At 62.0% G+C, this 26,764-nt stretch carries 19 protein-coding genes; 6 read left to right on the top strand and 13 right to left on the bottom strand.

Annotated elements, in window-relative coordinates; translation table 11 throughout:
• Window positions 1-65: 65 nt before the first annotated feature.
• The 13 genes from B2828_RS04350 to B2828_RS04410 form a co-directional block, all read right to left on the bottom strand.
• Window positions 66-1,451 carry an MFS transporter gene (locus B2828_RS04350; protein WP_479632468.1) on the bottom strand — a complete coding sequence of 462 codons (1,386 nt, stop codon included), beginning with the start codon at window positions 1,449-1,451 and terminating at the stop codon, window positions 66-68.
• The gene (locus B2828_RS04355; protein WP_479632469.1) at window positions 1,414-2,442 is read right to left on the bottom strand and encodes a Gfo/Idh/MocA family protein; all 1,029 of its coding nucleotides are present in this window, start codon (window positions 2,440-2,442) and stop codon (window positions 1,414-1,416) included. Before B2828_RS04355 ends, B2828_RS04350 begins: the two co-directional genes overlap by 38 nt.
• A 7-nt stretch (window positions 2,443-2,449) precedes the next feature.
• On the bottom strand, window positions 2,450-5,281 hold the full coding sequence (locus B2828_RS04360) for a hypothetical protein (protein WP_479632470.1): 2,832 nt from the start codon (window positions 5,279-5,281) through the stop codon (window positions 2,450-2,452).
• Window positions 5,282-5,387: 106 nt separating this feature from the next.
• Window positions 5,388-6,071, bottom strand: coding sequence for a hypothetical protein (locus B2828_RS04365; RefSeq protein WP_479632471.1), 684 nt, complete (start codon window positions 6,069-6,071; stop codon window positions 5,388-5,390).
• The gene (locus B2828_RS04370; RefSeq protein ID WP_479632472.1) at window positions 6,064-9,294 is read right to left on the bottom strand and encodes a hypothetical protein; all 3,231 of its coding nucleotides are present in this window, start codon (window positions 9,292-9,294) and stop codon (window positions 6,064-6,066) included. The genes B2828_RS04365 and B2828_RS04370 overlap by 8 nt, the downstream gene beginning before the upstream one ends.
• Window positions 9,291-10,280 (bottom strand): PulJ/GspJ family protein, encoded by a 990-nt coding sequence (locus B2828_RS04375; RefSeq protein WP_479632473.1) that lies wholly within the window; start codon window positions 10,278-10,280, stop codon window positions 9,291-9,293. The genes B2828_RS04370 and B2828_RS04375 overlap by 4 nt, the downstream gene beginning before the upstream one ends.
• A gap of 32 nt (window positions 10,281-10,312) precedes the next feature.
• A complete protein-coding gene (locus tag B2828_RS04380; protein WP_479632474.1) occupies window positions 10,313-10,849 on the bottom strand; it encodes a hypothetical protein in 537 nt (178 codons plus the stop codon).
• Window positions 10,846-11,475: a pilus assembly FimT family protein gene (locus B2828_RS04385; protein WP_479632475.1), complete on the bottom strand. Its 630-nt coding sequence runs from the start codon at window positions 11,473-11,475 to the stop codon at window positions 10,846-10,848. The genes B2828_RS04380 and B2828_RS04385 overlap by 4 nt, the downstream gene beginning before the upstream one ends.
• A 121-nt stretch (window positions 11,476-11,596) precedes the next feature.
• Window positions 11,597-12,694: a LacI family DNA-binding transcriptional regulator gene (locus B2828_RS04390; RefSeq protein ID WP_479632476.1), complete on the bottom strand. Its 1,098-nt coding sequence runs from the start codon at window positions 12,692-12,694 to the stop codon at window positions 11,597-11,599.
• 75 nt (window positions 12,695-12,769) lie between these two features.
• Complete coding sequence (locus B2828_RS04395; RefSeq protein WP_479632477.1) at window positions 12,770-14,794, bottom strand: heparinase II/III domain-containing protein; 2,025 nt, start codon at window positions 14,792-14,794, stop codon at window positions 12,770-12,772.
• Between the two features lie 14 nt (window positions 14,795-14,808).
• Window positions 14,809-15,564 (bottom strand): alpha/beta fold hydrolase, encoded by a 756-nt coding sequence (locus B2828_RS04400; protein WP_479632478.1) that lies wholly within the window; start codon window positions 15,562-15,564, stop codon window positions 14,809-14,811.
• An 11-nt stretch (window positions 15,565-15,575) separates the two neighbouring features.
• The gene (locus tag B2828_RS04405) at window positions 15,576-16,961 is read right to left on the bottom strand and encodes an alpha-L-fucosidase (protein WP_479632479.1); all 1,386 of its coding nucleotides are present in this window, start codon (window positions 16,959-16,961) and stop codon (window positions 15,576-15,578) included.
• Between the two features lie 4 nt (window positions 16,962-16,965).
• The gene (locus B2828_RS04410) at window positions 16,966-18,036 is read right to left on the bottom strand and encodes a LacI family DNA-binding transcriptional regulator (RefSeq protein ID WP_479632480.1); all 1,071 of its coding nucleotides are present in this window, start codon (window positions 18,034-18,036) and stop codon (window positions 16,966-16,968) included.
• 491 nt (window positions 18,037-18,527) lie between these two features.
• Between B2828_RS04410 and B2828_RS04415 the strand changes: the two genes are divergently transcribed.
• The 6 genes from B2828_RS04415 (at window position 18,528) to B2828_RS04440 (ending at window position 26,718) form a co-directional block, all read left to right on the top strand.
• Window positions 18,528-21,194, top strand: a complete 2,667-nt coding sequence (locus B2828_RS04415) for an autotransporter-associated beta strand repeat-containing protein (protein WP_479632481.1) — start codon at window positions 18,528-18,530, stop codon at window positions 21,192-21,194.
• 206 nt (window positions 21,195-21,400) lie between these two features.
• Window positions 21,401-22,150: a metallophosphoesterase family protein gene (locus B2828_RS04420; RefSeq protein ID WP_479632482.1), complete on the top strand. Its 750-nt coding sequence runs from the start codon at window positions 21,401-21,403 to the stop codon at window positions 22,148-22,150.
• A gap of 275 nt (window positions 22,151-22,425) precedes the next feature.
• A complete protein-coding gene (locus B2828_RS04425) occupies window positions 22,426-23,412 on the top strand; it encodes a glycosyltransferase family 2 protein (RefSeq protein ID WP_479632483.1) in 987 nt (328 codons plus the stop codon).
• Between the two features lie 114 nt (window positions 23,413-23,526).
• Window positions 23,527-24,702: a glycosyltransferase family 4 protein gene (locus tag B2828_RS04430; RefSeq protein ID WP_479632484.1), complete on the top strand. Its 1,176-nt coding sequence runs from the start codon at window positions 23,527-23,529 to the stop codon at window positions 24,700-24,702.
• 41 nt (window positions 24,703-24,743) lie between these two features.
• Window positions 24,744-25,574, top strand: coding sequence for an FkbM family methyltransferase (locus tag B2828_RS04435; protein ID WP_479632485.1), 831 nt, complete (start codon window positions 24,744-24,746; stop codon window positions 25,572-25,574).
• 13 nt (window positions 25,575-25,587) lie between these two features.
• Window positions 25,588-26,718, top strand: coding sequence for a glycosyltransferase family 4 protein (locus tag B2828_RS04440; protein ID WP_479632486.1), 1,131 nt, complete (start codon window positions 25,588-25,590; stop codon window positions 26,716-26,718).
• Window positions 26,719-26,764: the final 46 nt, after the last annotated feature.

Below are 26,764 nucleotides of genomic sequence, written 5' to 3' on the forward strand. Positions count from 1 at the left end.
AATAACCCCGGCGCCCATCCCGCTGCCTTTCCCCGTCATCCTCGCTGCAAACCGCAGGCGTGCCACTATTCGGGAGCCGCGTATTTCTTCACGCCTCCCAGGGCCGCAAATTTTACATACATCGCCCAGTTAAGGGCCACGGCGGCAACCGCGAGAATGCTGCCAGCATAAAAGGTGTAGTGATAACAGTGCGCCGTGCGGTCCAATACGACGCCCATGCACGGAGCGATGGCTGCTGAGCAAAGGCAGGTGACAATGCCGCTGGCCGACATGAGTTCCGCAAAGCGCGCGGAAGGCAACAGTTTTTGCCCCATCGAGGCCGAGGCGGTTAAGTAAGCTCCAGTAAGCACGCCGTGGGCCACGAATGCAATGGAGAAGTTGGCGGAATTGCGAGCATAAAGCCCTCCCCAAACCCCGACTCCAATGTAGAGCCCGAGCAAAACCAAGCTGACCCGCAGCGGATGAAAGCGGTCCGCCAGCGCACCAAGCGGATAGGCCAGCACGAGGGAGATCACGTACGTCAGGGCCAGGCATTTGCCATAGTCGGCCATACTCATGGCAACGCTTTGCGCATAAAATAGCGCGAACACATTCACGGGGCCGTTCGCGAGGGCGGCACTGGCCATCATGGCAAAAAACCACAGGTAATAGGGTTTGCCAAAACAGTTTCTAAAATAGTCGCTGGCCGCTGCAAAAAAGCCGTTTGGCGCGTCGGGAGCGGGTTCCGGCGGCGGCGGGTATTCCCCCTCTTTCACGTTGAGGCACATCAGGGTGAAGCCCACGCCGTAAAGAGCCGCGATGCATAGGAAAAAAGCGATGTAGTGGACTTCAGCCTTGGCGATCATCCAGTAGTTGAACACGATCCCCGCGATCAGGCTCAGCGCCCGGAACATGGCGAAAAAGCGGCCCAGCACCGGCTTTGGCACAACGTCGTTGACCAGCGCGCCAAAAACGGAATTGGCCGTAATGCAGCCGAACTCAAAGAGCGTCCAGAACAGCCCGAGAAAAACGAGCACGGAGACGTTAACGCTCAGCGCCTGCTCCCCAAGCCCCCGCCGCAGCAGCCCGCCGAGTTGAGCGCTGAAACAGACGCCGATCATCGAGGCCACGATGATGGGCGTCGGAATCAATAGGAAGGGAATGCGGCGGCCCCAGCGGCCCCGGTGACGGTCGGACTTATAGCTAATGACCGGGCCGACCACCATGGACAGGATGGGCGGCAGCGAGCCGGTGAGAACGCCCACCAGCGTATCGGAAGCCTCGAATCGCTTAAAAAGAATCTGGATGATCGCCGGAACCGAGCGGTCCCGCATCGACCAGGCAAAGTCCCCCCAGAGCAGCCAGCAAAATAGCGCGACCAAGCCCGCCGTTGTGTAGGTCAGCGTTCCGGCGGTCCACTTTATCGCCGCCCCTTTAGCGGCGGGCCGAACCGGTGAGGGCGGGAGATTCATGGCAGGGGGAATCGCTCCAAATAACGTGGGTCTCCCGGTTGCGAATCGCCTCCATCAGCCGGACCTGCTGGCGGCAATCGCTCAGCAAAGGATCGGGCGCCGCCCCCTTTCGCAATGCTTCCAGGAAGGCTTCGGTTTCGCTGTAGAACCCGAACAAATCCACCGCGGCTTCCGCCGGAGCGGAGGAGAGCAGTTTACCGTTTTCCCAATAATCGAGGCTGAAGCCAGGGCCGTCGGCGCGCATCACGGGGAACTCGATGGCCAGCGTCTTTTTATGGGCGTAGAGCGCAATCCGTTCATGGTTGAGCCCCGCCACGGGCTGAATATTCAAAACGATCCGCGTGCCCGATTCACATTTCACCTCGGCTTCAACGCCCGTCACCGTTGGGCCCAGTTCCTTAAAGGCGCGGTACCGCAGGAGGGCGCTCTTAAACGGCCTGCGAGCCAGGAAGCGTGCCGCGTCGATGGCATGCACGGCGGTGGTGGAAAAGTCCTCGTCTCTCCGATCACATCGAATCATCTCATAGTCAATCTGAAACACGGCTTCGGGAGGCATGGCCCGTTTCAGGATTTCCATGGCTTGGCGCATCAGCGGCATTTTGCGGCGGTTGAAGCCCACTTGGTGCGGCGCTCCGCCCTCGCTTGCGGCGACGACCAGCGCCTCCAGCTCCGCACTGGTGAGGCCCGGCGGCTTTTCAAGCATAACGGGAATGCCCCGGCGCAAGATGGGGCAGGCCACCTGGAGCGTTGCCGCCGTGGGCACGATGATGAACACCGCGTCCGGTTGTTCTTTTGCCAGCATTTCATCCGCGTCCCCGTAGCATCGCGCGAACCCAAACCGCTGGCGATATTCCTCCGCATGGGCGGCGTTGAGATCGCAGCAGGCGGCCAGGCGGGCATCGGGATAAAGCTGGGCGTATTTTTTCTGCGCAGGACCGTGGACATCGGAAGAATGCCCTCCGCAGCCAATGGTGCATATTTTAATGGTCATAAAAAAATCAAGGCAGCAGCCGGATCCGGACGGTGAGCGGCTTCCCCATCAGGTCGAGCGGAATCACAAGCCGCTTAATATTGGATATTACCGACGGTTCGAGTTTGGCATCCGCGGGCTCCGGCCATTCGAAAGCGACCTTCTTCCCTCCGGCGTTAAATACCAAGGAGCAGGGCGATACTAGCTCCGCCGTGGCTCCGGCAGGGACCAGCAGCGGGAGGTTCAAGGCCACGGCACGCGGCGCTTCCGCCCCGGCATTGGCGCTGACAGTGAGCTCCAGCTGGCTTTCGCCAACCGCATAACCCCAGCGAAACGCTATCTTCAGCGGTTTTTCCATTTCGGATTGAATCTCGAAGCGGCGGCCTTTTTCGATGGCGTTCAGCTTGGCCCGTTCGTGGCCGCTGTAGAAAAAGCGCCCCTGGGCGTCGGTGCCGAACAGAGAGGCAAAGGTCAACTCCGAGGCGTCGGCAACCGGGTGCCCCGGCTTGGCCGGTTGCATCGAGGAAAGGAAGGTGCCGGTACCAGGCGACCAAAGCGCCGTGAGACCGCCGCCGGTGATTCCCTTGAGGGTGCGATCCGCTCCGATCACATCGTAGAATACCACCCCGTAGAGCGCGCCCTGTTTCCAAACCTCCAGCCCGGGCAGCGACCACGTCCCCCGCTCCGCCTCGAACGGAAGCTGGGCAGGCTGTGCCAGCTTGCGGGAATTGAGCACATCTGCAACTCCTGGAATCCAATTCCCGCTGCTGGAAGGGAACGCCGACGGCCCCCGGCGGATGCCTTCCTGCAACGTCTTGCGCTGCCAGGCGCTGGTGTTGGCAATGTACGAGAGCGTCCAGGCGTTCCCGATGCCGTTCTTGGGCTCCGCGCTTAAGCGATAGCGGGCCGCGCCGAGCGGAAATTCATCCATCGACATGATGTCGCCCGGATAGGCGGGGTCGCAGATAAGCCCCTGTGTCCGGCAATTCATCGCCGTGGGCGACTGGAGCGAACCGTCGGGTTGTGGAAGCCAGAAGAAGCTCTTGAATTCTAGATTCCGCTCAATGCCCCGGCGCATGCTGGCAAGCAGTTCAGGGTTGGCCTCGGGGAGCTTTTTGTAGGTATTAAAGGCGGAAACAAGGCTATAGAGATTGAGCCGCTCGTAGTTCCCGTCAGGGCCGTTATCCTCCAGAAAGAATCCCGTGGGATGCAAGCCGAGCTTCGATTGCGGGCCAAAGCGGTTTTCAATATACGCCCGCATTTGGTCCTCGAACCGGGCGAGGAAACGCCGTTCCCCCGTGGCCGCGTAGGTGGCAATGTGCCCTTCCATCATCCCGGCCCATTGGTTGGATTCGTAGGCGACATGATCGGCCGCTTTATCGCCGACAGCGATGAGTCCCGTGCGCCAAATAGCCTCGACCTCGGGCGGGAGGTGGCCTTTCAACATCCCGTAGGCCTCGGCCAGCGACGGGTAGACAAAGAAGGTGTGGGTGATCGGGTAGCGAACGCCGAAGATATGGGTATCCCGCATGAGGTCGTCCCCCTGCATGGCGGCGAATTGATAAAGCCCGGAGAGCATGGCGCGCTGCAAAATATGATCATTGCGGTAGGCCGGGTTCCATGGCGACTTGAGCGTGTAGAGCGCGGCATAGTTGGCCGCCTCGTGCAGCGAGATTTTGCCCCCCGTGGGATGCAGGAAGTGATACCACGAACAGGCCTCTGTTTCCTCGCCCGGTTTCATTTCCTCCGGCATCTGGACGCCGAAGTACGTCTTGGACGGATCGAGATTCGCGTTGTGGCTCTCGATTTCAGATTGCAGTCCGTTGAGCCCGCCGTACTTGCCATAGGGAAGCACGTCGACGGGGCTGACGGCGGCATCATCGCCGGGCACTTGCGGCCAGTGGAGATCCGGATGCCGTTCAAGCTTTGCCGCGCAAGCCACCATCCAGTTCCGCGCACGGGCCTGGAGCGGGCCGCTCACATAGAGGTCACCGCATTTGACGGTGCCGCCCGCGAGCTTCCGGGCCGCTTCCGGCGTCGGGCAGAGGAGGCCCGGCGCGCCTTCGAAGTCGATCGCACCGTTGAACTTTTCCGGGAACACGACCCGGCAAACAGTTTCCGCCGGAATCGGGTCGATCCTTACCGAGGTGGTGCGGTTGGCCGGGTCCGGCACGGGCGGCCCGGAAAGCGCGCCGCCGTGTTCCCGTTCGATCACAATGCCTTCGTAGCGCCCGCTTTCGATCCCCATCATGAGCTTCAGCGACGTGGGCGGAATCCAGAGATAAGCCGGGTTGGGCGTCCCCTTGGAAACCATCAGCGCCATCTCGCCCCTCACTCCCCATACATTGGTTTGCGGGAGGCGGATTTCCACAAGGTCGCCTCTGCGCCCGCCCGAGAACGACACCCGCCAGATGCCCGTCTTTCCCTGTGGAAGGTCAATCACCCGCACCTCGGTTCCCTCCGGCTGGCTGGTGAAATCGACCACCGCCGCGAGATCGCCGCTCGGATCAAAAACCCGGGCCAGCGCCACGGGGGTGAACGGTTCGCCCGCGGAAGGCTTGGTCCGCCGGGCCACGACGACTTGCGTCGGAGCTTTGGCCCGATACTCGGCCAGCATTCCGAAGCCGCGCACCCCGCCGCCCAAGACATGAATGAACGATTGCTGGGCCAACGGAAATTTTTTCGCAATCTCCGCCGTCACCAGCGAGGCCTCGGCCCTCCCCTCCCCGCTCGAATAAACCCCGGGGCCTCCGTCTTCCTTGCAGTTCAGGCCGGGGTCCTGGGCTGGCAATGCCGAGAGATGGCTTAGCCCCAGGCCTGCCAGGAGGGTACAAATTGCGATGGTGATGTGCTTTTGCATGTCTTGTTACCCGGAAGGGCTTTCGCAACCGGGCACGATGAATTTAGATTAAATTTCAAGCCAACACACGCATCTTATTCCATGAATTAAGAAATAACAGCGAAAACTATTTCGCGTTACGGTTAATTTCACGGAGAAGCCTCAGCGACTCCTGCTGACGCTGTGCCTGAACCAGAAGCGCCTCGACTTCCGGGGGAACGGACAGGCTCTCCGCTCCTTTTTCGAGGCGGGAAAACCGGAGGGTCACCTCACCCAATTTCACGAGAAGCGGCGTTTTATCCCGGACGCGAATCCACGCCATGCGGCGGGGAATGCGCTCCCCGGAGGCGTTCGTCGTTTCGGGCCGGAGGTAATGGGCGCACAGTTCGCCCTCCACCGTCTCGGTGCCCTGGTAATCCGCCGCAGTCACCCACCCCGTTCCGGCGAACGCGGCGCAGAAAAGCGGCAGGCCTGAATCCGCCTCATCGGCCGCGCTGGAAGAATAGCCCGCTTGGTTTCGAAAAATAACGCGTTCCCCTTTTACATAACCCTCCCGGAAGGTTCCGGTGGACCACGCCACGTCCACCCAGAGCGCCTCGCGGGTGCACCGGTAGCTGGCCGAAACGGGATGCGCCGCATTCCCCACCCCGGGAGGAAATTGCACCGACAGCGTCCACTGGCAGCCCGGCTGGGGCGCGGCCACCAGCGGCGGCTCCGGCAGCGGCATCCTGGGCGCTGCCTGCTGGGCAAAAAGCGAGGCGGGAAGGAGAGCGCAGCCGAGCGCGGCGAGGTAAAAGATGATCCTATTCATTGACGGGCTCCAGTTGTTGATCGATGACCTTGCCGGTGTAGCGGTCCACGGCCACGGAGAGCCAATACCGCCGCTCCCCCTCCACCACGAAGTCAGCCAGCGAAGCCGGAGTTTTCCCCGCCGGGAAGCGGCCCACCTGCCCCACCACGTCGATCAGGAAATTCCACGTCCGCGTCTGGGTGCCCGCCGTGAGTGAGCGAGCCACCGATTCTCGGTAATACTTGATAGGATAACTGGAGGCGGGATACGCGGAGCCGAGCATCGTAGAACTCATGAACGATGGAAGCTCGGCAACGTTTTTGGGCAGCGTCGAGGTGATTGTCCCCGATGCTCCGGCGAAGGTCTGGTAGGCCGACGCGATCCCGCCCGCAAGCGAGTCCCCAAGCGTGGCCGTCCCCGTACTCGCCTGCCCGACGCCGGAGAGGAGAGCCTTCTGCACAGCCACCAGCGAACTATTCAAATTGACCCGGCCCGCCAACACCTCCGGCTCGTCGGAAACCGAGAAGAAATCGAGCAGCGCCCCGTCCGCGCTGCTGCCGTCGATAAAGTTCAGCGTCTTCCACGGCGAACCGCGAAACACATACCCCAGCTCGGCCACCGATGCGTAGGGCCGGTGCAGGATCACCGGGCGGCGGGTGCCGTCGCTCATTGAGGCGAACAGATTGGCGCTACCACCCAGCCAGCCATCGGCAGGCCGCACAGTGCCATCGGGGTCGGCCACGTTCAGGTTCTGAACGTTGTCGCTCCACTGGTTGGTACCGCCCAGCAGCCATCCCCCGGGGAAACAGCCGCTGGTCGCTGTGGTCTGCGTCAGTAAGCCGGAGCCGAAGGGGATCTTTGAATAGAGCGACTGCCAGGATGCCCCTCCGCCACCGGAAACCGGAGCCGTGACGCCCGGCCCGCAGTTGCTCGACAAAGCCAAACCAAAGCGTGCCGTTCGAGGGTCGAACTTAAAGAGCGCGTTTGAATTGCTGATCCCTGTACGGACACTCGATCCGGAGGGAAGAGGCAAAATAGTTGGCCCAAAATCGATACTCGATCCGCCGATTCCCGAGCCCGCTCCCGTCAACGCATCGTAACCGGCCAGCGTGTCGTAGACGCGCCAATTTCCCGAGGCGTCCAGGTATTCCAGGACCATCATGAGGTCGCTGCAATTGGTACGGATCGTCGTAGAGGGGTTCGCCGCGGTGCCCGCTGGCTTGTTATAATTCTTCGGCAGGTCGGTGTAGACGTAATAGACAAAGCCGTGATTCACGGTGTCGGCGGTGTACGTCGAGCCCAACAAGTTTTGCAGGAGCGTCGTGCTCGATGTAGCCGCTCCCCCCTGGACTGGTTTCATCGCCGCGCGGTAAAGCTCGGCGCTGGTCGATGAAACTTCGATCGATGGGCATGTGGACAGATCCTTATTCGCACCAAACCGGGCCAGCGGTGCCGAGGCATTGGTTCCGGCTTGGGACATCCAGACATCTTTCACCGTCCCGGCGGCAATACGGATGCGCACCTTGGATGGCCCCGAAGTCGCGCTTACCCCGCCGCTAGCGTGAGGATTAAAAAGGAATGGTACCATCACCAGCGCGCACGATTTCATCTGGTCGTAAGTGGCATCCACATAGGCAATATTGGTCAGTTGCGTGATCAGCGCCCCATACAGGTAGGGCAGATCCTTCACGCCGTGAACCGTAAGCGTCGTGGCGCCCACCGCGTAGGCAATGGTCGTGGGGAAATTATCGCTCCCCGCGCAATCAATAATATTGGATCCTATTTGAAAAACCTGCTGGTCCTTGCTCTGGTCCAGCGTGTTGTCCCATGACCCGGAGGCATCCTGGCGGAAGGTCTTGTTATCATTGGAGCGCCCCAGCGATCCGGCAGAAATCCCCGCCTTAAGCAGTTCAAAGAAATTCGGCTCCCGGTTCTGTGCCGCCACTTGATCCAGCGTGGCAATGGAGCTCAGCCGGGCCGTTCCGCTGGCCCCCACGTAATCCCAGCTCGGAGAGTTCCACTTCAGCCCGAAGCAGGCCTGGATGGCTGCGTCAGAAATGCCTGAGGCCGGTCCCGCCGAAGTAATCCAGCTCACCTTTGCCAATGAAAAACGCCGCCGCAACAACACGGAGCCTTGTGGAATGGTGCCGCTGTGAGCCACCCCCAGGTCGTCATAATGAGTCAGTGCGGTGTCGGTGGAAAAAAAGAACGTGCAGGGATTGGGATTGGCGGTGCTCACCGTGGACGGACTCCATGACGGCCCGTTGAAGGTGCGCGAAAAATGAGCCACCAGCGGAGTCTGGGTGCTCTCCAACCCAGCGAGCCCTTTCTGCGCCGTTTGCAGCAGATCGTGCCGGGAGAGAAATACGTTGTCGCCCAGCGCGGTTTCGAGGTGCCCCGAAGCAGCCGAGGCCAGCCCCGGCACGCTGGTGCTGCCCGAGGTACGGCGCAGGCCGGAGGACCATTCCTGAAACGTCGCCGCGTCGCCGCCGGTCACCAAGTTGCGCCATTCGGGCAACGCCGAAGGAAGCCCCAGCGCGCTCAAATCCGCCGCCCCCAGCGACGCCTTCCACGGGGCCACGGCAGAGGCGGCCGAGGGATAGCCCGCCACATTGGCATCCAGGAGGCCGTCGGTCTCATAAACCGCATAGGCAAACCGCCCCACCACATAGCCGTTTGCGGAAGGCGTGGCCGCCTCCTCGATCGGCGGCGTCTGCACCCCGGTGCGCGTCACGTAAACCCAGGTGGGCAGCGTATCGTAGGAGCCGAGGCCCGGCCCGCCCGTCCCAAACCAGCGGGACGCAGTCACCCCCCGCCCATTGCGGCTCGCGGTGTCGATGGAGATGGATGAACCCAACTTCCGCTGGTTCGTTCCCGGATCAATGACACTATTGGCCCCCGATAGTTTGACTAGGCAAGTGGCCCCCGACACCCCCACCTTCCGGGGCAACACGCTAGTCGTGTCGCGTGGGGTATAGGCGGAGGAGAACACCCCGCTTCCAGTGGTGATCGAGGAATAGGCGGGATCGGTCACTTCATCGCGCAGCCCGCCTACCACGATCTCCAATCCTGCCCGGGCCACTTGATCGGCCCGGGTCTGGTTGACACCGGAAAACGAAATCTGCCGGTGGAGCGTGGCATTGGAAAAAAACGCCAGGATCAGCGCCGAAAGCAGAATAATGGCGCTCAGCGTAATCACCAGCGCGATGCCCCGCTCGGGGAGGCGTGGGGGAAGGCACTTCATGGTTTAAAATTAAGAGGAGTTAGGGGGAAGGCACACTGAAAGACCCGTACCGCCTGCCTCGCGGGCCAAGGGACAGCGGCTGGCAAAGCCGAGGGGTTATTCGCCACGGCGTTCCACACCGCCACCGGAAGCGTGTTCCCAGTAGGGTCGGCAAACGCTCCGGCCAGCGCCGTCACCTGCCCGGCATTCATGAGCTTGAGATTGTCGGCATCCATCACCACCAGCCCAATCACCACGGCGCTAATGCGGGTCAAATCGGGATAGACCGAGGCGGTACCACCACCGAACGGAGTGACTGACCGCACCGGCGGACTGTACACCACCTGCCCACGGGCATTGGGGACCACCGTGCCGTCCTGAAGAGTGGCCTGGAGATTGTCCGGGTAAAGCTGGTAACCCACCACCATCCGAATAACGCCCGGCGAAAGAATGTCGTAATCACCAGATGCGGGCAGAAGCCCCGAGGGAAACCCCGTGGAAGTGAACCGGACGGGGAGCCCCGCCCCGTCGAGTCCTAAATATCCACTCATATTCCGTGCCACCGACTTCCCTGCCCTCACCAGGCAAGCGCGACCATGGTTGTCGGCATGGGCGGCGATCTGGTAGGCCACCAGCGAAAAGCCCCGGTTGGCAGAGGCCCCGGCCGTCCCATCCTCCGATGGCACGGCGGAGAGAAACCGCAAATAGAGCCCTTCCTTCCCTGGGTTCTGCAAATCCCACGGAGCATCGGTCCGCTTCACGGCCCCGGCAACATCCGCGCCAATCCGCCCAAACACCAGGCGCGCCTGCGACGCGGCATCCAGCGCCTGGTTGCTCATTCGCGTGGCGCGGATCGTCATTGAGGCGACTTGCGAGATCACCCCCACAATCAAAATCAACACCACCACGGAGGAGAGAATCTCCACCAGGGTAAAGCCAGCGGACCTTCCGTAAATGACCGGAAAGGGCGATGGGGCAGCGATCGTGCAGCGGCGGGGGAGGCGCATGGCATTAAGGAAAAATCAGCGAATGGAACGACTCATGGCGCGGGGAAGGCGACAAAGCTTTCCACATAACCGCCCTCCGTCGTGGCCGAGCTGAGGCTGGAGACACTGGACGTTCCCACATAAGGCCAGCGGACGACCAAGCGGGCTTCGACCGGCGAACTCGTCGCCCCCGGCAACCGCGTGTACACCACGGCGACTTGAAACGGCGGCCGACTTGCCGCACTGGCGGCAACGGGCGTCTCGCTGTCGTCCACGCCTGTGGAATTCGCGTCAGAAAGCGTGTTTTCAGAAAGCGCAGGGTTGACGATCACCCGCTTCGCCGCATTCAGCGAATACGGCAGCTGCAAGCCGAAATATTTCGACTTCCCCTCGTTGACCAGCGGATGGGAATTGCGCAAATCGGCTTCCAGCAGCGAGAGAATGCACGTCGCGCGCGTTTCGAGGGCCGAAGCCTTGTTGGTCTTCACCCCGTGGGGCACCAGCGCCACGATGAGAAGCAGGGCATAGCTCACCACGCCAAGGGCGATGACCACTTCGATCAAACTGAACCCTCCGCGCCTCCGGTTCATAGGTTTTCCTTGCGCAGGATTGTAATCGCCCCGCTTACTCCCGCGAGCCGGACCACGAAGGGGTTCGCATCGTTGTTCGAGCCGAGCGAGCGTTTCATGCCGATTTTAATGAACCGGGAAACGCCAGAGAGTTGCACCCGGGCCTCGCCGGAGGGATCAAACTGGATGCACGAAGTAAACGAGACGCTCCCCACGCCCGGCACGCTGCGAACAAACGCGGGAATCGTGGTGGCGCTCGGCGTGGCGTCGTTCACCGCCCCCAGCGCGTCGTTCACGCAAAGGTTTCGGAGCAAAAGCGGTTTCGCAGCGGGCATCCAGGCCGCCGAAGCCATCCCCTCCGCGTCCGAGGCATCGAGCGTACCGTCGCGGGAATAAAGCGTGAGCACCACCGTCTGCGCTCCCTCCGCCGCGGGCACATAGCTGAAACCGACCCGCACATAGGTGCTCTGAGCCATGGCATAGGCTCGCGCCAGATCCAGCGCACCGGAGAGGTCGCCAATGGCCCGGTTAACAGTTCCCGCTCCCGATAACGCGGAAACAGCCGGTCGCGATAGGACCGAGAGTAAAGCGATCAACACCATCGCAACCATCATCTCCACGAGAGTAAAGGCTCCGTTGCGTTTCATATTATTACATGAAATAACAAATAACAGACGGATGTCAACCGCAATTCAGGGCATGGGAGGGCACGACTGGAGGAAATCCACTCGTTGGGAAAAAAAGGGGGGCGGAATTAAAAAAGAAACGTTAGACGGAAACGGGGGCGCACGACTGGCCCTGCAAATACTTCATTCCCACCGCAATCTGAACCGGCGGAGCAAGCGGGTTTTTGATCTGTTCGATCAGGACGCTGACCGCCATGGCCCCCATGTCCTCCCCCCGGAGTTCGAGGCACGAAATAAGCGGCGCATCGGTATGGAGCCCATCGTGCTGGTAGGTGATCAAGCTGAAGTCCCTTGGAACCAGTAAATTACGCTGCTTGGCGACGGCCGAAAAAACCTTCGCGTAAATTTCAGTGGCCGCGATGATCGCCGTGGGCCGCTTCGCGCCCAGAGCGAGAAAAGCGTCCAGAGCGCGGCCAATGACCTCCTCATTGGACTCTTTCGCCCAGTCCCGCAACGGAACTTGAACGTAAGCCGGGTTCTCCTCGCACCCAAAAAGGCGGATATGCTTTAAAAAAGCTTCCTCGCGCTCGGCGTGATGGGCGTTGATCCCATTATCAGACGAATCCTCGGGGACGTTCCCGTTCTCAATGCTCAAAAAGCCGATGCGTCGATGCCCCAGCTCCACCAAATGCTTCACGGCCTGGTAGGAGCCCGAATAGTTGTCGCACGTCACGGATGAAACCGCCCGATCATCCGGTTTATTCATCAAGACGACCGTGGGCAGCCGCATCTGGAGTTTCTTAAGCCACGGCCCTTGGTCGTAGGTCTTAACAATCACGCCATTGGCGATGCCATTAGTCACCAGCGAGGGGAGCACGTCGCGCTCGATATCCTGGCGGCAAGAGGCAAAAAGCAGGTGCCCGTTGACTGTGCTGGTCTGTTTTTGGATGCCCGCCGCGAACCGCTGGAAAAAGGCTTCGTGGGTCCAGTCCCGGTTCGCGCCGACATCGACCAGGTACGCGAAGGTAAGGGCCTCGGCGACTTTCGCTGTCCCGCCCGCCCGGTTCCGCAGCGGCCGCCGGTAGCCCATTTTCTGGGCCACCGCAAAGACGAGCTCGGTCAAATCCGGCGAAACGTCGGGCTTCCCTCGTAACACGCGGCTCACCGTCCCGATGGAAACTCCCGCTTTTTCGGCAATATCCTGCATCCGAATGCCGAGATGGGTAGGCGCGCTTTTCATTAACTTCACGCTAATGTATTTAGCGGAATGAAATCAACGGCCTTTTTCATACAGACCGTTGATTTTCACTGGAAGTCAGGGATGTGAGGGGACTTCCACGCTGGTTTTCACCGTAATGGATTCCACAGGCCCGGCGGAGCGCACGACCAACGTGGTGTGCGGGTGGTCCTTGTGGCGGAAGCGGAAGGCGTGGTCGAGGTTCTTCTCCTGATCGCACTGGATGGGCTGGTCGGCCTGCACGGCAAACACCGCTTCGGGCGTTTCCATGGTTTCCTTGGCCGGGCGAACCCAACTCAAGGCGACCTCTTTGTTGTCGTCCGGGGGATTGGTGAAGGTAAGCCTGGCCGCGGCGAGCTTGGCAGCGCCGGATTTGGGATCGTCTCCGGAGGTGATTTGCAAAGGCTGCTCCGAACCCAGGTGCCACCGGAAGAGCACCTTTTCGGGTTTTTTGAGCACCACTTCGTCGGTAACGTCCATCCGATGCGCCGTCCAGGTGACCCGCCGCTTCCATTGCTTGACGCCGGGGTAGCCCTCTCCGGCGTTCACGGTAACGGCGCCCCCGTTTTTGTCGATCCGCTCAACGCTGATGGGCGCGGCCACTTTTGCCGGATAGAGATCGTCGCCCACCTGCAAGACATTGTGGCCGACAACGGAATCGTATTTCTCGCGCTTGAGCGGATTATCGTAACCGGCCGTAGCGGCTTCAATCAACACGGCCCGCCCGTCCGCGATGAAGTTAACATGGCCACGGTCATTGTGGTCGTGGCCGTCGTTGGGGAAGGCGCCCTTGACCCACACGCCCGAGGCGTTCTCATCCCAGCCGCTGCGCCATACGGCACAGGTGGCATGCTCGAAGCTGCCCCAGAGCGGCGGCTGGCGCAGAGCGGCTTCGGGGATGGTCAGGCTCACGAGCCCGTTAACGTCATACGGAATATTATGCAGTACATGGCGCAGCACCCATGCAAGCTCCGGATCGCGCGTCAGCCTGACCAAGCGCGCGATTTGCGGCGCCGCGCTAAAGATCGCCCCACGGGCTCCGCCGAAGTTGTCCGACGAATTAATGATCCACTGGCCCGGCTGGTATTGCATGGCGATCCAGCGGGGGAGATTGCGCAAAAAGGGGTGGTCCGCCAAGCGGTTATCCCCCCGGCGGGAGAGGGCATCAGCAGCCATATAGAGCAGCGGCGCGGTGTAGTCCATGGTATAGCCAGCACCCTCGGAAGCGGAGCCGTCCGCTCCGAGATTTTCCACGGTGTGCAGCAGATTTTTGACGGCGAGATCGTACGAAACCGGGTCGGCATCGCGGCCCAGGCTCGCGCAGGCCAGCGCCTGGCCAGCAGCGGGAGCCACCCACTGGTTGCAGGTAAAAGCGGCATTTTTTACGAACCACATTTTCTTCGCCTGCCAGTCGCGCGTAATCCGCGCGGTTTCGCGCCGGTACTGTTCGCGCACTTGCTCCGTGATCTCCGCGGGGAGCGCCCCCGGGGGCAGGATGTCGAGCGTCTGCCAAAGCGCGGAAAGCCCCCGGCCCGTGGCCAGCCATACGCCGTCGTCACCGTCCGGCGGCAGAGAGTGCTCTGCCGTGTAGAGGGTCCAGCCGGGCCGTTGGAGAGGGTTCCAGGTGGCGGTTTCGCGGAGCTGCGCAACGATGCGCTCCAGGTAGGATTTGTCACCGGTCATGACGTAGGCCGCCGCCAGCAACGGCAGGTCGTGCTCGATATACCTAGTCACATCGAGGTCGGACGATCCGATGGCAAACGTCTCGGCCTTCTTCGGGTCCGTCTTGGCCACCACGTAGGTCCGCTTGTCGACTTTGCCAATCCGCCGGTCGCCGGGGTTTTCAAGCTCCTTCAACGACTGGGCACGTTCCACCAACGGCAGATCGCGCACCCGCTGGGCCTCGCGCAGGATGGCGTCAAGTTGCTCCGCCCGCTCGGGATCGGTCTTGACGGTTTCCGGCAGGGCTTTCAACGCCGCGCGGAACGCTTCCGGAGCCTGTGGTTCGGCGGCGTGCACGATGACCGGCGAGGCCAGGAAAAGCCACGCGATGCCAAGCCGCAAGCGATGGCGCACGACGGGGGAAGAGAGGATTTTGTTCATGGGGGGAATCAAGTTTAGCAAGTGTGTTTAACGATGAACTCGGCAATCGGCGTGGGATCGGGCAGGCCGTGGGGGTGATGCAGCCCGCCGGGCTTGATGATCTCCGTGTAGCTGCCGCCCAGCGCCTTGTAGCGCTCGCGCACGACATACGAATTCTCGGTGACGGGCACGACTTCATCTGCATCGCCGATGAGGTGCAACAGCGGAATGCCCGCCTTTGCCAGCACCTCCAGGCGATCCACGGGATTGTTAGGCCAAGCTCTTGCGTCATTTTCAGTCATACCGTAAACGGACAGGCATTTTTCCCAATCCCCGGGGCTCCCGGGGCCGCAGCCCCAGCCCGCGGGCCAGCTCTTGAAATCGCACACCGGATTGTCGGCGTAGATGCAGGAAACTTTCTCCGGGTTGTGGATCGCCCAGTTAAAGGCCGTCAGCCCCCCGCGGCTTAATGCAACGAAAGCCACCTTGGGGGCTAACCCGAAGGTGCCAGTAACAAAGGCGTAAAGCGCGTCGCCCGCGTTGAGCGCTTTTGGGCAACCGTAGTGGTCTGGAATATCCAGGAAAACCAGGTGAAAGCCGCGCTGAACCAGCGCTTCGTCGGCATTGGCAAACGCGTCGAAGAACTCGGGACGCCAGATCCAGGGCCGCCCGGGCGCTTCGTGCGGCGGCGGGATGATCAGGCAATTGCGGCCGTTCAGAGTGCCCTTGCGTCCGGCAAATCCCCGCCAGGCGAAAGGCTCTCCCCATAGGGAAAGATCGAATGAATTCATCGTCATAATATTTAGAAAAGCTGAATGGAGGCGAGCGCAGGAGCGGCGAACGCTAGCTCGATGACCACGCGCAGACGCCGGGTGGCAAACGGCGCCACGCGGTGAAGCCGCTTGTGGCCGATGGTCGTGCCACGGCAGAGCGTCTGCCAGCGGCCGTTGGCATCCTCGGCTTCCACGCGGTGCGCGGCAATCCCCTGGCCAAGCCAGATGGCCTCCTGCAAGCTGATGACCGACACGGTGGCGCTCGCGGGCAGCGCGACTTCCACCCACGCCGGTTCCGCGACAACGCCGGGGCTCCAGAACGTCCCCGGCTCGCCGTCGAGCAGCGCGGAGACAGGACTCTCCGCTGCTTCGGCGCTGGCCTTCAGTGCCGCGTCCTTCGCGAGATCGTGGGCGAAAATCGCATCCAGCGTGCGCCGAAGCTCGGCAACGCGTTCCCCGTCGAGCGCATGCACCAGCCCGTTGGGCATGATCGGCAAATTCAAAAGCAGCAGCGCGTTGCGGCCCACGCTTTGGAAGTAGAGCTCGGTGAGGTTCTCCAGCGAGCGCACCTGGCCATCTTCGGCGGCATGATAAAACCAGCCCGGGCGGATGGAGACATCGCATTCGGCGGGCCGCCACACGCGCGTTTCGCCTTCCGCCGGAGCTTCGCCTTCGTTAAGCAAGCGCGTCAGGTGCTCGGCGGCCTTGGCATCGTTCGCCTCGCAAATACCGGAGTCGCCCGGGAAGCGCACTGAATCCGGGTTCACCGACCCCCAGCAGGTTTCCCCCGCAATGCCGCGTTCGTTGCCCACCCAGCGGACATCCGTGCCGCCGTCGCCGAAGGTCACTGCTTCCGGCTGATGCTCCTTGACCAGCGCGAAAAAGCGCCGCCAGTCGTACTCCTGGCGGCGGCCGTTGGGGCCTTCGGCACACGCGCCATCAAACCAGACCTCGTGCAGCTGGCCATACTCCGTAAGCAGCTCCACGAGCTGGGCGCAGTAGTAATCGTTATAGTGAGGGGAGTCGCCATAGCTCTTTTCATGCCGGTCCCAGGGCGAAAGATAGAGGCCCACCTTCAGCCCTTCCGCGCGAAACGCATCGACAAATTCGCGAACCACGTCTCCCCGGCCGTTCTTCCACGGTGCGTTTTTGACCGAGTGCTCCGTGTATTTCGACGGCCAGAGGCAGAAGCCGTCGTGATGCTTTGCCGTGAGAATGCCGATCTTGAAGCCGCCTGCCTTCGCGGCGCGGGCCCACTGGCGGCAGTCCAGTTCAGCTGGGTTGAAAAGCGACGGGGATTCCGTGCCGTCGCCCCACTCCCGGCCCGTGTAAGTGTTGGGGCTGAAGTGGAAAAAAGCGTTGGTTTCCGTGCGTTGCCAGGCAAGCTGCGCCGGGGAAGGAAGGGGAAGATTCATTAAATTACTTGATATTATTTTTTATGCAGGACATCCGTTCGACGAGCCTCGTCCCCACGGTAACATGCTCCGGCGTCGACCGGGGAAGCGCCATCCGTTTTTGCAGCAGCTCCACCGCCGCGCGGCCCAGTTCCTCCTCCAAAAGAGAAACACTGGTCAGCGGCGGGTTGGAAAATTCGCATTGCGCGGTGTTCATGACCCCGATCACGCTCATCTCTCCGGGCACGGAAATGCCGTGCGAAGGAAGGGCCGTCAACAAGCCCAGCGCATACACGTCCGCCGCGCCGATGATGGCCGTAGGCCGTTCCCGGCCAAGCGCAAGGAAGGCGCGCACGCCCTGCACGATGACATCCTCCAATTCCTCCCCCCGGCCACGGACGGGCGTCTGGATATAGCCGGGGTTTTGCGCAAAGCCGAGAGTCCCCTGCAACTGGAGAAACGCATCCCGGCGCTCGATATGGTGCGGGGTGGTGCGCTCCCGCTCGTCCTCGCTCAGGAACCCGATGCGCGTGTGCCCGAGGGCCTTCAAATGCATCAGTGCGCGGTACATCGCCTCGTAGTTATCGCAAGTGACCGAGGGGACCGCGTGGTCCGTGGTGCGGTGCATCAATAATACGGTGGGAATCGCCGCTTGCAGCGCATGGATCCACGGCTCCGGGGTCGTGATCCTGGCCTTGAGGATGATGCCCCCGACCAGTTTGCGCTCGACGATGGAGGGAAGCACGCCGGAGAGGAGGTCCGGGCCGCAGGAAGCAAACACAACGGGGCCGCCGCACTCCCTGGCGGCTTGCTCCACCCCGCAGAGGAAGTGTTGCTGAAACGGCTCATCCATGAGCGTGCCGTGGGGATCCATATCAACCACATAGCCGATGGTGCCCAGTTCGCCGCCTTCGCTGGCGCGCGGAACGCTGTAGCCAAGCTGACGCGCCGTGGAGATTACCCGTTCCGCCAAGTCGGGGGCAACTTCTGTATTTCCATTCATGACCCGACTGACCGTCCCCAGCGAAACCCCCGCCTGCCGGGCAATGTCCCGCATTCGGGGTTTAAGGGGCGGCTTGTTTGCGATGGGGTTCATGAACATGTTCATACATAAATAGCCTCAAACTTGAAATCGCGCAACCATTTTCCAGGCTATTTCACCAGGATCGGGAGCCTAGGCCTTGTTCATGGGCTGCCTGTCTCCACAGGGACGCAGCAGTCATTTTAACCTAGATTTAATCCTCTCGGCCTATCCAGCCTCTCTCTTTAGTCCCTCCTGCCACAATGAACCGCCTCCACGCTAATCTATGGTATTATATAAAAATTGCTTGCGTTGCATGAAAATAGAATGCAATAACATGAACCACATTTCGGAAACCCAACTCTGAATCGCTCCCTCGGGTCTGTATCCCCCTAGCCCTTTCATCCCTGACCTCTCTGCAACCCCACCCTGTTAATCCTATGAATGAAATACCCCGTCGCGCTCGTTCTCTCGAAACAGCCACTGGCCCAACGGCCAAAAATTCCCGCAGGAAGGCATCCAGCCGACTCCGCGGCACCCCCTATCTCATTTTTTCCATCGCCGCAATGTGCGCGCTCCACTCGGCCAATGCGTCGAGCCAAACATGGACCGGTGCGACATCGGGCGCATGGAGTACACCCACGAACTGGGCCGGAGGCGCGGCGCCGGGAGCGACATCGGGGGTCACCAGCACCGATTACGCGATCTTTAATACGGCGGTCTCCAACACCACGGTGACCATCGATACTTATTTGAACCTCAGCGGCTTCACCTTTACCGGAGCCCCCGGCAGCTACACCATTGGCAGCACGAGCGGCAGTTCGGTGTACCTGACGGCCGGTGGCACCAGCCAGATCACCACCGGGTTGACCAATACCTCCACGGTGATTGAAACCATCAATGCCCCCCTCATCATGCAAGGAGGCTACACGCTCTACAGCAGCGGCGCCAACGGAACCGGCGTCGGCTCGGCCACCTTTGTGATAGGAGGTAGTATTACTACCGCGGCGAGCTCCGGCACGAGCAGCTTGAATTTGCGGGGATCAAACACGAGCGCCAACACGATTAGCGGAACCATCAGCGACGGGACTCGGGCCGCTTTGACGGTAAGCAAGATGGATTCGGGAACCTGGGTGTTTTCAGGCACTAACACCTATACAGGAAAGACCAGCGTTCTCGTTGGCACGTTGAGCATCAACACCATAGCCGACAGCGGGGTCGGTTCAGCCATTGGCGCCGGTTCGATGATTGCTTTTGGCCAAAACACCCTTACCAGTAATACAGGAACGCTCCTCTACACCGGGACCACCACTTCAAGCAACCGCGCCATTGCGATTACCAACGGATCCAACGGCGTGGCCGGTGGGATTATCAACGTCAACTCGGCGGCAACGACGCTGACCCTTAGCGGGTCCGTCAGCACCGCCAGCAACGCTTATGCCTCAACCCTCGCACTCGCCGGTTCCGGTAACGGAGTGCTCAGCGGTAATATCCTCAACGTTGGCACGCTCTCTTTCGTCAAGAACGGGACGGGAACCTGGACCCTTTCCGGCTCCAATGGCTCAACAGGAGCCATCACCGTCAACGCGGGCACCTTGCAAATTGGCAACGGCGGCACCACGGGCGGAATCGACTCCATCTCGGCGGTGAGCGGCAGCAACGGGGCGACTTTGGCATTCTTTCGCTCGGACGCCATCAGCTACGGCGGAGTCATCAGCGGCAGTCTCGCCGTCAAGCAGATCGGCACGGGCAGCTTGATCTTCACCGGGGCCAATACCTACACGGGTCTGACCACCATCGGCAGCGGCACCCTGCAGCTCGGCAACGGCGGTACCACGGGCTCGCTCGCCACCACGGGCACGATCGTCAATAACGGCAGCTTGGTCATCAACCGCTCCAACAGCGTCACTCAGGGGACAGACTTTAGCAGCACGGCCATCAGCGGCAACGGTTCGCTAACGCAGGCAGGCTCAGGAACAACCACGCTCAACAAAGCCAACAGCTACACCGGCCTGACCACCGTCAGCGCGGGGGAACTGGACTTTAATAACACGACGGGAAACGCCATCACGGGTCATTTACTAGTCAACGGCGGCGTGGCCAAGCTACTGGCCGCAAACCAGATCTCCAGCGGCAAAAACCTCACCGTCACTAGCGGCACGTTTGACTTGCAAAACTACAACCAGAGCGTCGCCAACGTACAGTTAACCGGCGGCGTCATCCAGGGCTCCGGCACACTGAGCAGCAGCAACGCCTACGATGTGCAGTCAGGCACGATCAGCGCGAACCTGGCCGGCACGGGGGGCTTGAACAAGACCACCAGCGACAACGCGACCCTCTCGGGTTCCAACACCTACACGGGAGCCACCGCCGTCACAGGCGGCACGCTGACCCTGGATGGCTTGATTGCGGCGAGCAGCGCGGTCTCCGTCAACAACGCGACCCTGGCGGGCAGCGGCACCGCCAGCGGCACCGTCAGCAGCAACAACGCGACCATCCACGGCAACGCCCTGAGATTGGGAGCCACTACGCTCTACGGCACCAGCACGCTGAGCGGCTACAACATTGCCAGCAGCGTAACGGTCAATAGCGGCACCACGACCCTCACCGGGACCACCCAGTCCACCAGCGCGCTTTTCGTTTCCGCGGAAGCTACGCTCAACGCCAACGGCACTATATCCGGAAACGCCAATGTCAGCGGCTTGCTGAAAGGCAAAAGCACCGTCACAGGCAACCTCGCTCTCATCAGCGGCACCCTCGCTCCCGGCAACAGCGCGGGGATCACCACGGTCGAGGGCGACTTCACCGTGGACCGAAACTCCACCTTGGTGGCGGAAGTCAGCGGGAACGTTGCGGGAACCACCTATGACCAGATCAAGGTCAGCGGGAACGTAAGCATTGCCGGAACGCTGAACCTTTCCGACCTGAGCGGCTTGACGTTGGGATCAACGATCACGCTGATCGACAACGCTGGCAGCGGCACGACGACGGGATACTTCTCGACGATCATCACCAGCGGGTCCACCTACAGCGTCACTTCAAACTCCGACTACACATTCACGGTGGGCTCCACGGAATACCTCTTAAGTTACAACACCTCCAGTTCCGCCAGCGGCGCGAATTTCAACGACGTTACCCTGACCGTGGTTCCCGAGCCGGGCTCTTGGGCCATGCTGATAAGCGGCATCGGCATGCTCGCCTTTGGGCAGCGCCTGCGGCGTCGAGCGGCCTAGCAGGCAAATTCTCAAGAGCTTCCCGCGCGCACTAAGCGGCGGGATAAAGTTCAGCAGCCATAGCGCAAGGGGGCTATGGCTGCTTTTTTTCTGCCAGGATCGGTTTTTTACATCCGTAAAAATACCTATGCCAACCTCATCATTTTCCCGGCAGATAAAATTGACATTCATTCGCTAAACTTGGGAACATCAGGCGTCCCTCCATTATGCCTGAACTGATCGCCATTTTCAGTGATGTCCACTCCAATATTGAAGCGCTCCACGCTGTCGTGGCCGATATGGAGCACCTTAATATTCACCGGCGTTACTGCCTCGGCGATGTGGTGGGCTATGGCCCGGACCCGAGCGCGTGCCTGGACTTGGTGCGCGATATGGGCTGCCCGGTGCTGAAAGGCAACCACGAGTCGGCCGTCGGCAGTACGAATTTCCAGCAGGAGATGGAGGCGGAGGAAATGAACACTTCGGCACTGGCCGGGATCGAGCTTTCGCGCAAAGTGCTCTCCGTCGAGCAGTGCAACTGGCTGCGGCAGTTGCCGCTGACATTGAAGGAAGAGAACGTGGAGTTCGTCCACGGCTCGCTCGACGCCCCCGGCGAGTGGTGGTACGTGCTCAGCCCGGATGATGCCCGGCTTCACTTCGAAGCGCAGACTCGGCCGCTCTGCTTCTGCGGGCATACGCACAACCCCATGGTCTGGCACCTCGACGGCAGCCGCCTTTCGGTTCGGCCCGGCGTTGGGCGCATCCCCGTTTCCGAGCGCGGAAAAACGCTCATCAACGTCGGCTCCGTGGGCCAGCCCCGGGACCTCAATTCCGACGCCTGTTACGCCGTCTACTCCCCCGAGGGCAAGTGGGTGCAATTCCGCCGCGTGCGGTACGATCTCAATAAGACGAAGCGGAAAATAAAAGAAGCCGGGCTGCCCAACTACACCGCGAAACGGCTTTCGGAAGGCCGGTAGCGGCACTTTCCGCCCAGAGGATCCGGGAACAGCGTCGAGATATTACGCCGCGGTACCGGAAGACACACCCTTGATGTCTGCAAGTGCAGACAGTTTCGGCGGCAACGCCATGGATTCCCCTGCCCGCTGGCTCCAGCAGCGAACCGGCCAGGGCCCTTGGCAAACGTAAGGCCCGGTAACGATTACCCCCCGGCCAGAGCGTTCCCATTCGATAACTTCGCGTACGGAGAGCTCTCGAAAAACGGATCATTCCGGCCCCCCCGGCGGCAAAGCTCATGAAAAACACGGTCACAGTGGTAGTGATAACGCTCAACCGGCCCGAATGTCTGCGCCGGTGCCTGGCAGCGCTGCAAGCGCAGACCGTCGAACCCGCCCAGGTGATTGTCGTGGACGCCTCGCACGACCAGCGCAGCCGCTCGGTGACGAAGCGGTTTCCAGAAGCGCTCTACCTGGCGCAACCGGAGCCCTCCAGCCATAGGACCGCTTCGCGCAACCGAGCGCTGCTGGAGGCCCGGGGCGACATCGTCGCTTTTCTGGATGACAACGCCTACGCCCACCCGGACTGGCTCCAAAGCCTTCTCGGAGCCTACGACAGCCCGAAGATCGGCGGTGTGGGCGGCCGGGCACTCAATGGGCAGCGGGAGGAGGCGATCGCGGAAGGCGTGGGGGTGTTGCAGCCGAACGGCTTTCTGACGGGCAACTTCGCCAGCGATCCCGGGGAAATCATCGAAGTCGATCACGTGACCGGGTGCAATATGTCCTTCCGCCGAGAGGTGCTGGAGCGCCTGGGCGGGTTCCGCGAGGATTTTGGCGGCCTTTCCAGGCTCTACGAGGACTCGGATCTCTGCCTCCGGGTCAAGGCGCTCGGCTACGGCCTGCGCTTCCAGCCAGAGGCTTGCGTGGACCACGCAGGCGCGCCCCAGGAGGAGGGGCAGCGCTGTAGCCCTTCCGACTATTACTACAGCCGCCTCAATAGCTGCCTCATGCTGGTGCGCCATTTCGGGGTCTCGCCGATCCTGTGGCGCTTCCCGCTCGCGATAGCCTGGCAGTCGGCCCACGAGCTGCTCCGGGGCGCGGGCGGCGCGCTCTGGCGGTTCGCGGCATCCGGCGCGGGCCTGGCGGCGGGAATGGTCCGTGGATTCTATGTTTACCTGAGGGATGGGACGGACCCCATCCGGCGCGATGCGGGAGCCGAGGCGATCCGCAAAGCGCTCCGGGCGCACGCCGCGCTCTCGGCAACCGATCGCCCCGCAAGGAGATAACCTGATGCGCATTTGTTTCATCCCCCCGATGAGGAACGATGATTTGCCAAGTCTCGGGAAGGCCGTCGCCACGATTGTACCGGAAACCCCATGCGGAAAGGCGGCTCTCCCACAATGAACATTGCCCATTTTGCCAGCGATTTTTACCCCACCCTCGGCGGCGTGCCGGAGTTCGTGCGTCAACTAACCCGCGAACAGCAGGCGACCGGGCACCACCCGCTCATCGTCACCAGCCGCTGGCCCAAGACGCTGCCCAAGTTCGAGCTTTACGAGCACATTCCCGTTCACCGCACGGTCTTCCGCGTACCGGAATCAAACTGGTGGCAACTCGCGGGCGCTGCCGTGCTTTACGCGCCCACGCGGCTGCGGCTGTTGCGGATTCTCCAGGAGCACGAGGTGGAGGTGATCCATATCCAGGGCATCGGCACCAACGCGTTCTACGCGCTCCAGGCCAGCCGCCAACTGAAGCTACCGCTGGTCGCAACGCTGCACGGCGAGCTTTCGGCGGACCGGAGCGGGCTCTGCCAGCCCTCAGCCTTCGCGCGGAAGCTGCTCCGGAGAGTCCTGGACACGGCTGATGCCCTCACGGTCTGCTCGCAATACACGCTGCGCGAGGCGGAGGCGTTCTACGGCAGGGCCCTGGGCGAGCGCGCCCGGGTGATCCCCAACGGCGTGCGCAATGAGGAGTTCACGGCGGCGTTGCCCCACGCCCATCCCCGCCCCTACCTGCTCGCCATCGGGCGGCACGTGGCGCAAAAGGGGTTTGACCTGTTGCTGCGGGCATTCGACATCCTCCTGCGCTCCGGGTTCGTGGATCACGATCTGCTCATCGCCGGGACCGGGCCCGAACACGGGGCGCTGGAGCATCTGGCGAAGGACCTCGGGATTTCGGACCGGGTCTGTTTTCCCGGTCCGGTGGACCGCCCGGCGACCGCCCGCCTCTTTGCGGGATGTTCCTTTTTCGTCCTGCCTTCGCGCACGGAGCCGAGGGGAATCGCAACCCTGGAGGCGATGGCCGCGGCGAAGGCTGTGGTGGCGACGCGCGTAGACGGAGTCCCGGAAATCATCACCCATGAACAAAACGGGCTGCTGGTGGAGCCGGAAAACGCCGGAGCGCTGGCCAACGCAATGGTGCGCCTGATCACCGACCGGGATTTGCAGACGCGCCTGGGGGCCGCCGGACGGGAGAAGGCCCGCTGCCTGGACTGGAGCTGCACTGCCGCCAAGTACGATTCGATTTACGAAGCCCTTGAGCATGGACAAACCACGGGACGCCTCGTTTCGCCATGATGCGCCCCCGTTTTCTTACCGGAACTTGTTCTTCTTCTCAAATGACACCTGATCAACTCAATGCCGCCCTGCGCCAGAAATGGCCGGGGCTTCACCGCTGGGCGCGCGGCGTATTCAGCTCGGCGCTCATGCGCCACCCCGCCCTCCCCTGCCCCGCGCTGCCGCGCATCCTGGATGAAAAGCGGATATGGGTGCATCCCCGCTTTGGCGCAACGCCGCTGGAGGTCAAACCGCACGTGCGCGACTGGCTCGCCCGGTATCTCCACACCGGCAGCACGTTCTTCGACGTGGGGGCCTATGTGGGCTGGCACTCCATTTTCGCGGCGCGGATCGTGGGCCGCGAGGGCCGCGTGGAGGCCTTCGAAGCCTCGCCCACCAATGCCTACTACCTGGATTACCACCGCCGCAAAAACCGCCTCTCGCAAATGGAAGTCGTGCGGGCCGCCGTGGCCAGCGAGGACGGGGGGGAACTCCTCTTTCATTTGATCAACGGCGGCGACTCGACGAGCAACTCGATTCACTGCGGCGAGGCCTCCAGCCATTTGGAGGGCAATCAGGTTCTGTCGGCGGTCTCCGTTGCAACGACCACGCTGGATGCCCACGCGGCCGTCCAACCTCCAGACTTGGTCAAAATCGACGTCGAGGGAGCCGAGCTATTAGTCCTCAAGGGGGCCGTGGATCTGATGTCCTACCGCCGCCCGCCGATCATCCTGGCCGCGCATCCCGCATGGCTGCCGGAAGGGGCGCGCGCCGCCGATATTTTCCGGCTCATGCACCACCGCGAATACGAAATCTATGAACCGGACGGCACGGCGGCCACGTGCCTTGAGTTCGCGGACTACCTCTGCCTGCCCAACGAATATCTATCTTAAAAAGCCTGGGGGGATGGGCGACGCTCTTCACATTGGACTCGTGACCGACTCCGGCACCTTCGCCGGGGCCGAAAGACATATTCTCGACCTGGCACTCGGGCTGCGGGAGAAGGGCGGCCAGGTCAGCCTGGTCTGCCCGGGCGAGTCTCCGCTGGCCAGCCGGGCCCGCGAGGAAAGCCTTTCCGTCATTGCGATGGAAAAGCGCGACGGCTTTGATTCCCGAGCCGTGCGGTTGCTCCGCTCGCTACTGTGCAAAGGGGGGCTCGATATTCTCCACGCCCACACCGGGCGCACAGCGCTATGGGCCGCGATGGCGAAATGCGTCTCGCACCGGGGAAAGGTTATCGCCACCCAGCACGACCTTCCCCCCGCCCCAACGGGCCGGAGGGGCCTCAACGGCATGGCCTCACGCCTCGGCCACGGCTGGCTCAACGCCACGCTCAACCATGTGATCGCCGTTTCCGATGCCGTGAAGCACGGCGCGCTGCGTCGCGGCCCCATCCGGCCCGGGAAAATCTCGGTCATCCACAACGGCATCCGCGATCCCGATCGCTCGCGGCTTCGTTCGCCCCTGGAGCTCAGAGCGCAGCTCGGTATCGGGAACGCTCCGCTGCTCGTCTGCACCGCCCGGCTGGAACCAGAGGAGGACATCGCCACGCTGATCCGCGCCCTTCAGCGCCTGCCCGACCCGAGGCCCTTCTGCGTCATCGCGGGCGAAGGCTCCGAGCAGGCGCGGCTCGATACCGAGATCCGGTGCCGCAACCTGGCCGATTGCGTGCGGCTCGCCGGGGGGCAGGCCGATCCCCTCTCGCTCATCCACGCAGCCGATCTCTTCGTGCTGCCCAGCCTGGCCGAGCCCTTCGGCCTGGCGATTCTCGAAGCCATGGCGCTGGGGAAACCGGTGATCGCCATGCGCGCGGGAGGGCCGCCGGAAATCGTGGACGAACAGTCCACGGGCCTGCTCGTGGCGCCCGAAAACGACGACGCCCTGGCGCGGGCCATCCGCACGCTGCTCAATGCGCCGGACCTCGCGCTCGCCTTCGGGCGCAAGGGACGCGCCCGGTTCCTGGAGCACTTTACCGTAGAGCGCATGGTCAACGCCATCGCCCCCATCTACGCCCAGCTGAATCAACCTCGCCAATGAATCCCCGCCCATCGCATCCCGCTGCGGAAGGCAAGTCTTGGCCCGG

Source organism: Spartobacteria bacterium UBA695 (assembly GCA_002298145.1).
In the GTDB taxonomy this organism is placed as follows: Bacteria; Verrucomicrobiota; Verrucomicrobiia; order Chthoniobacterales; family Chthoniobacteraceae; genus UBA695.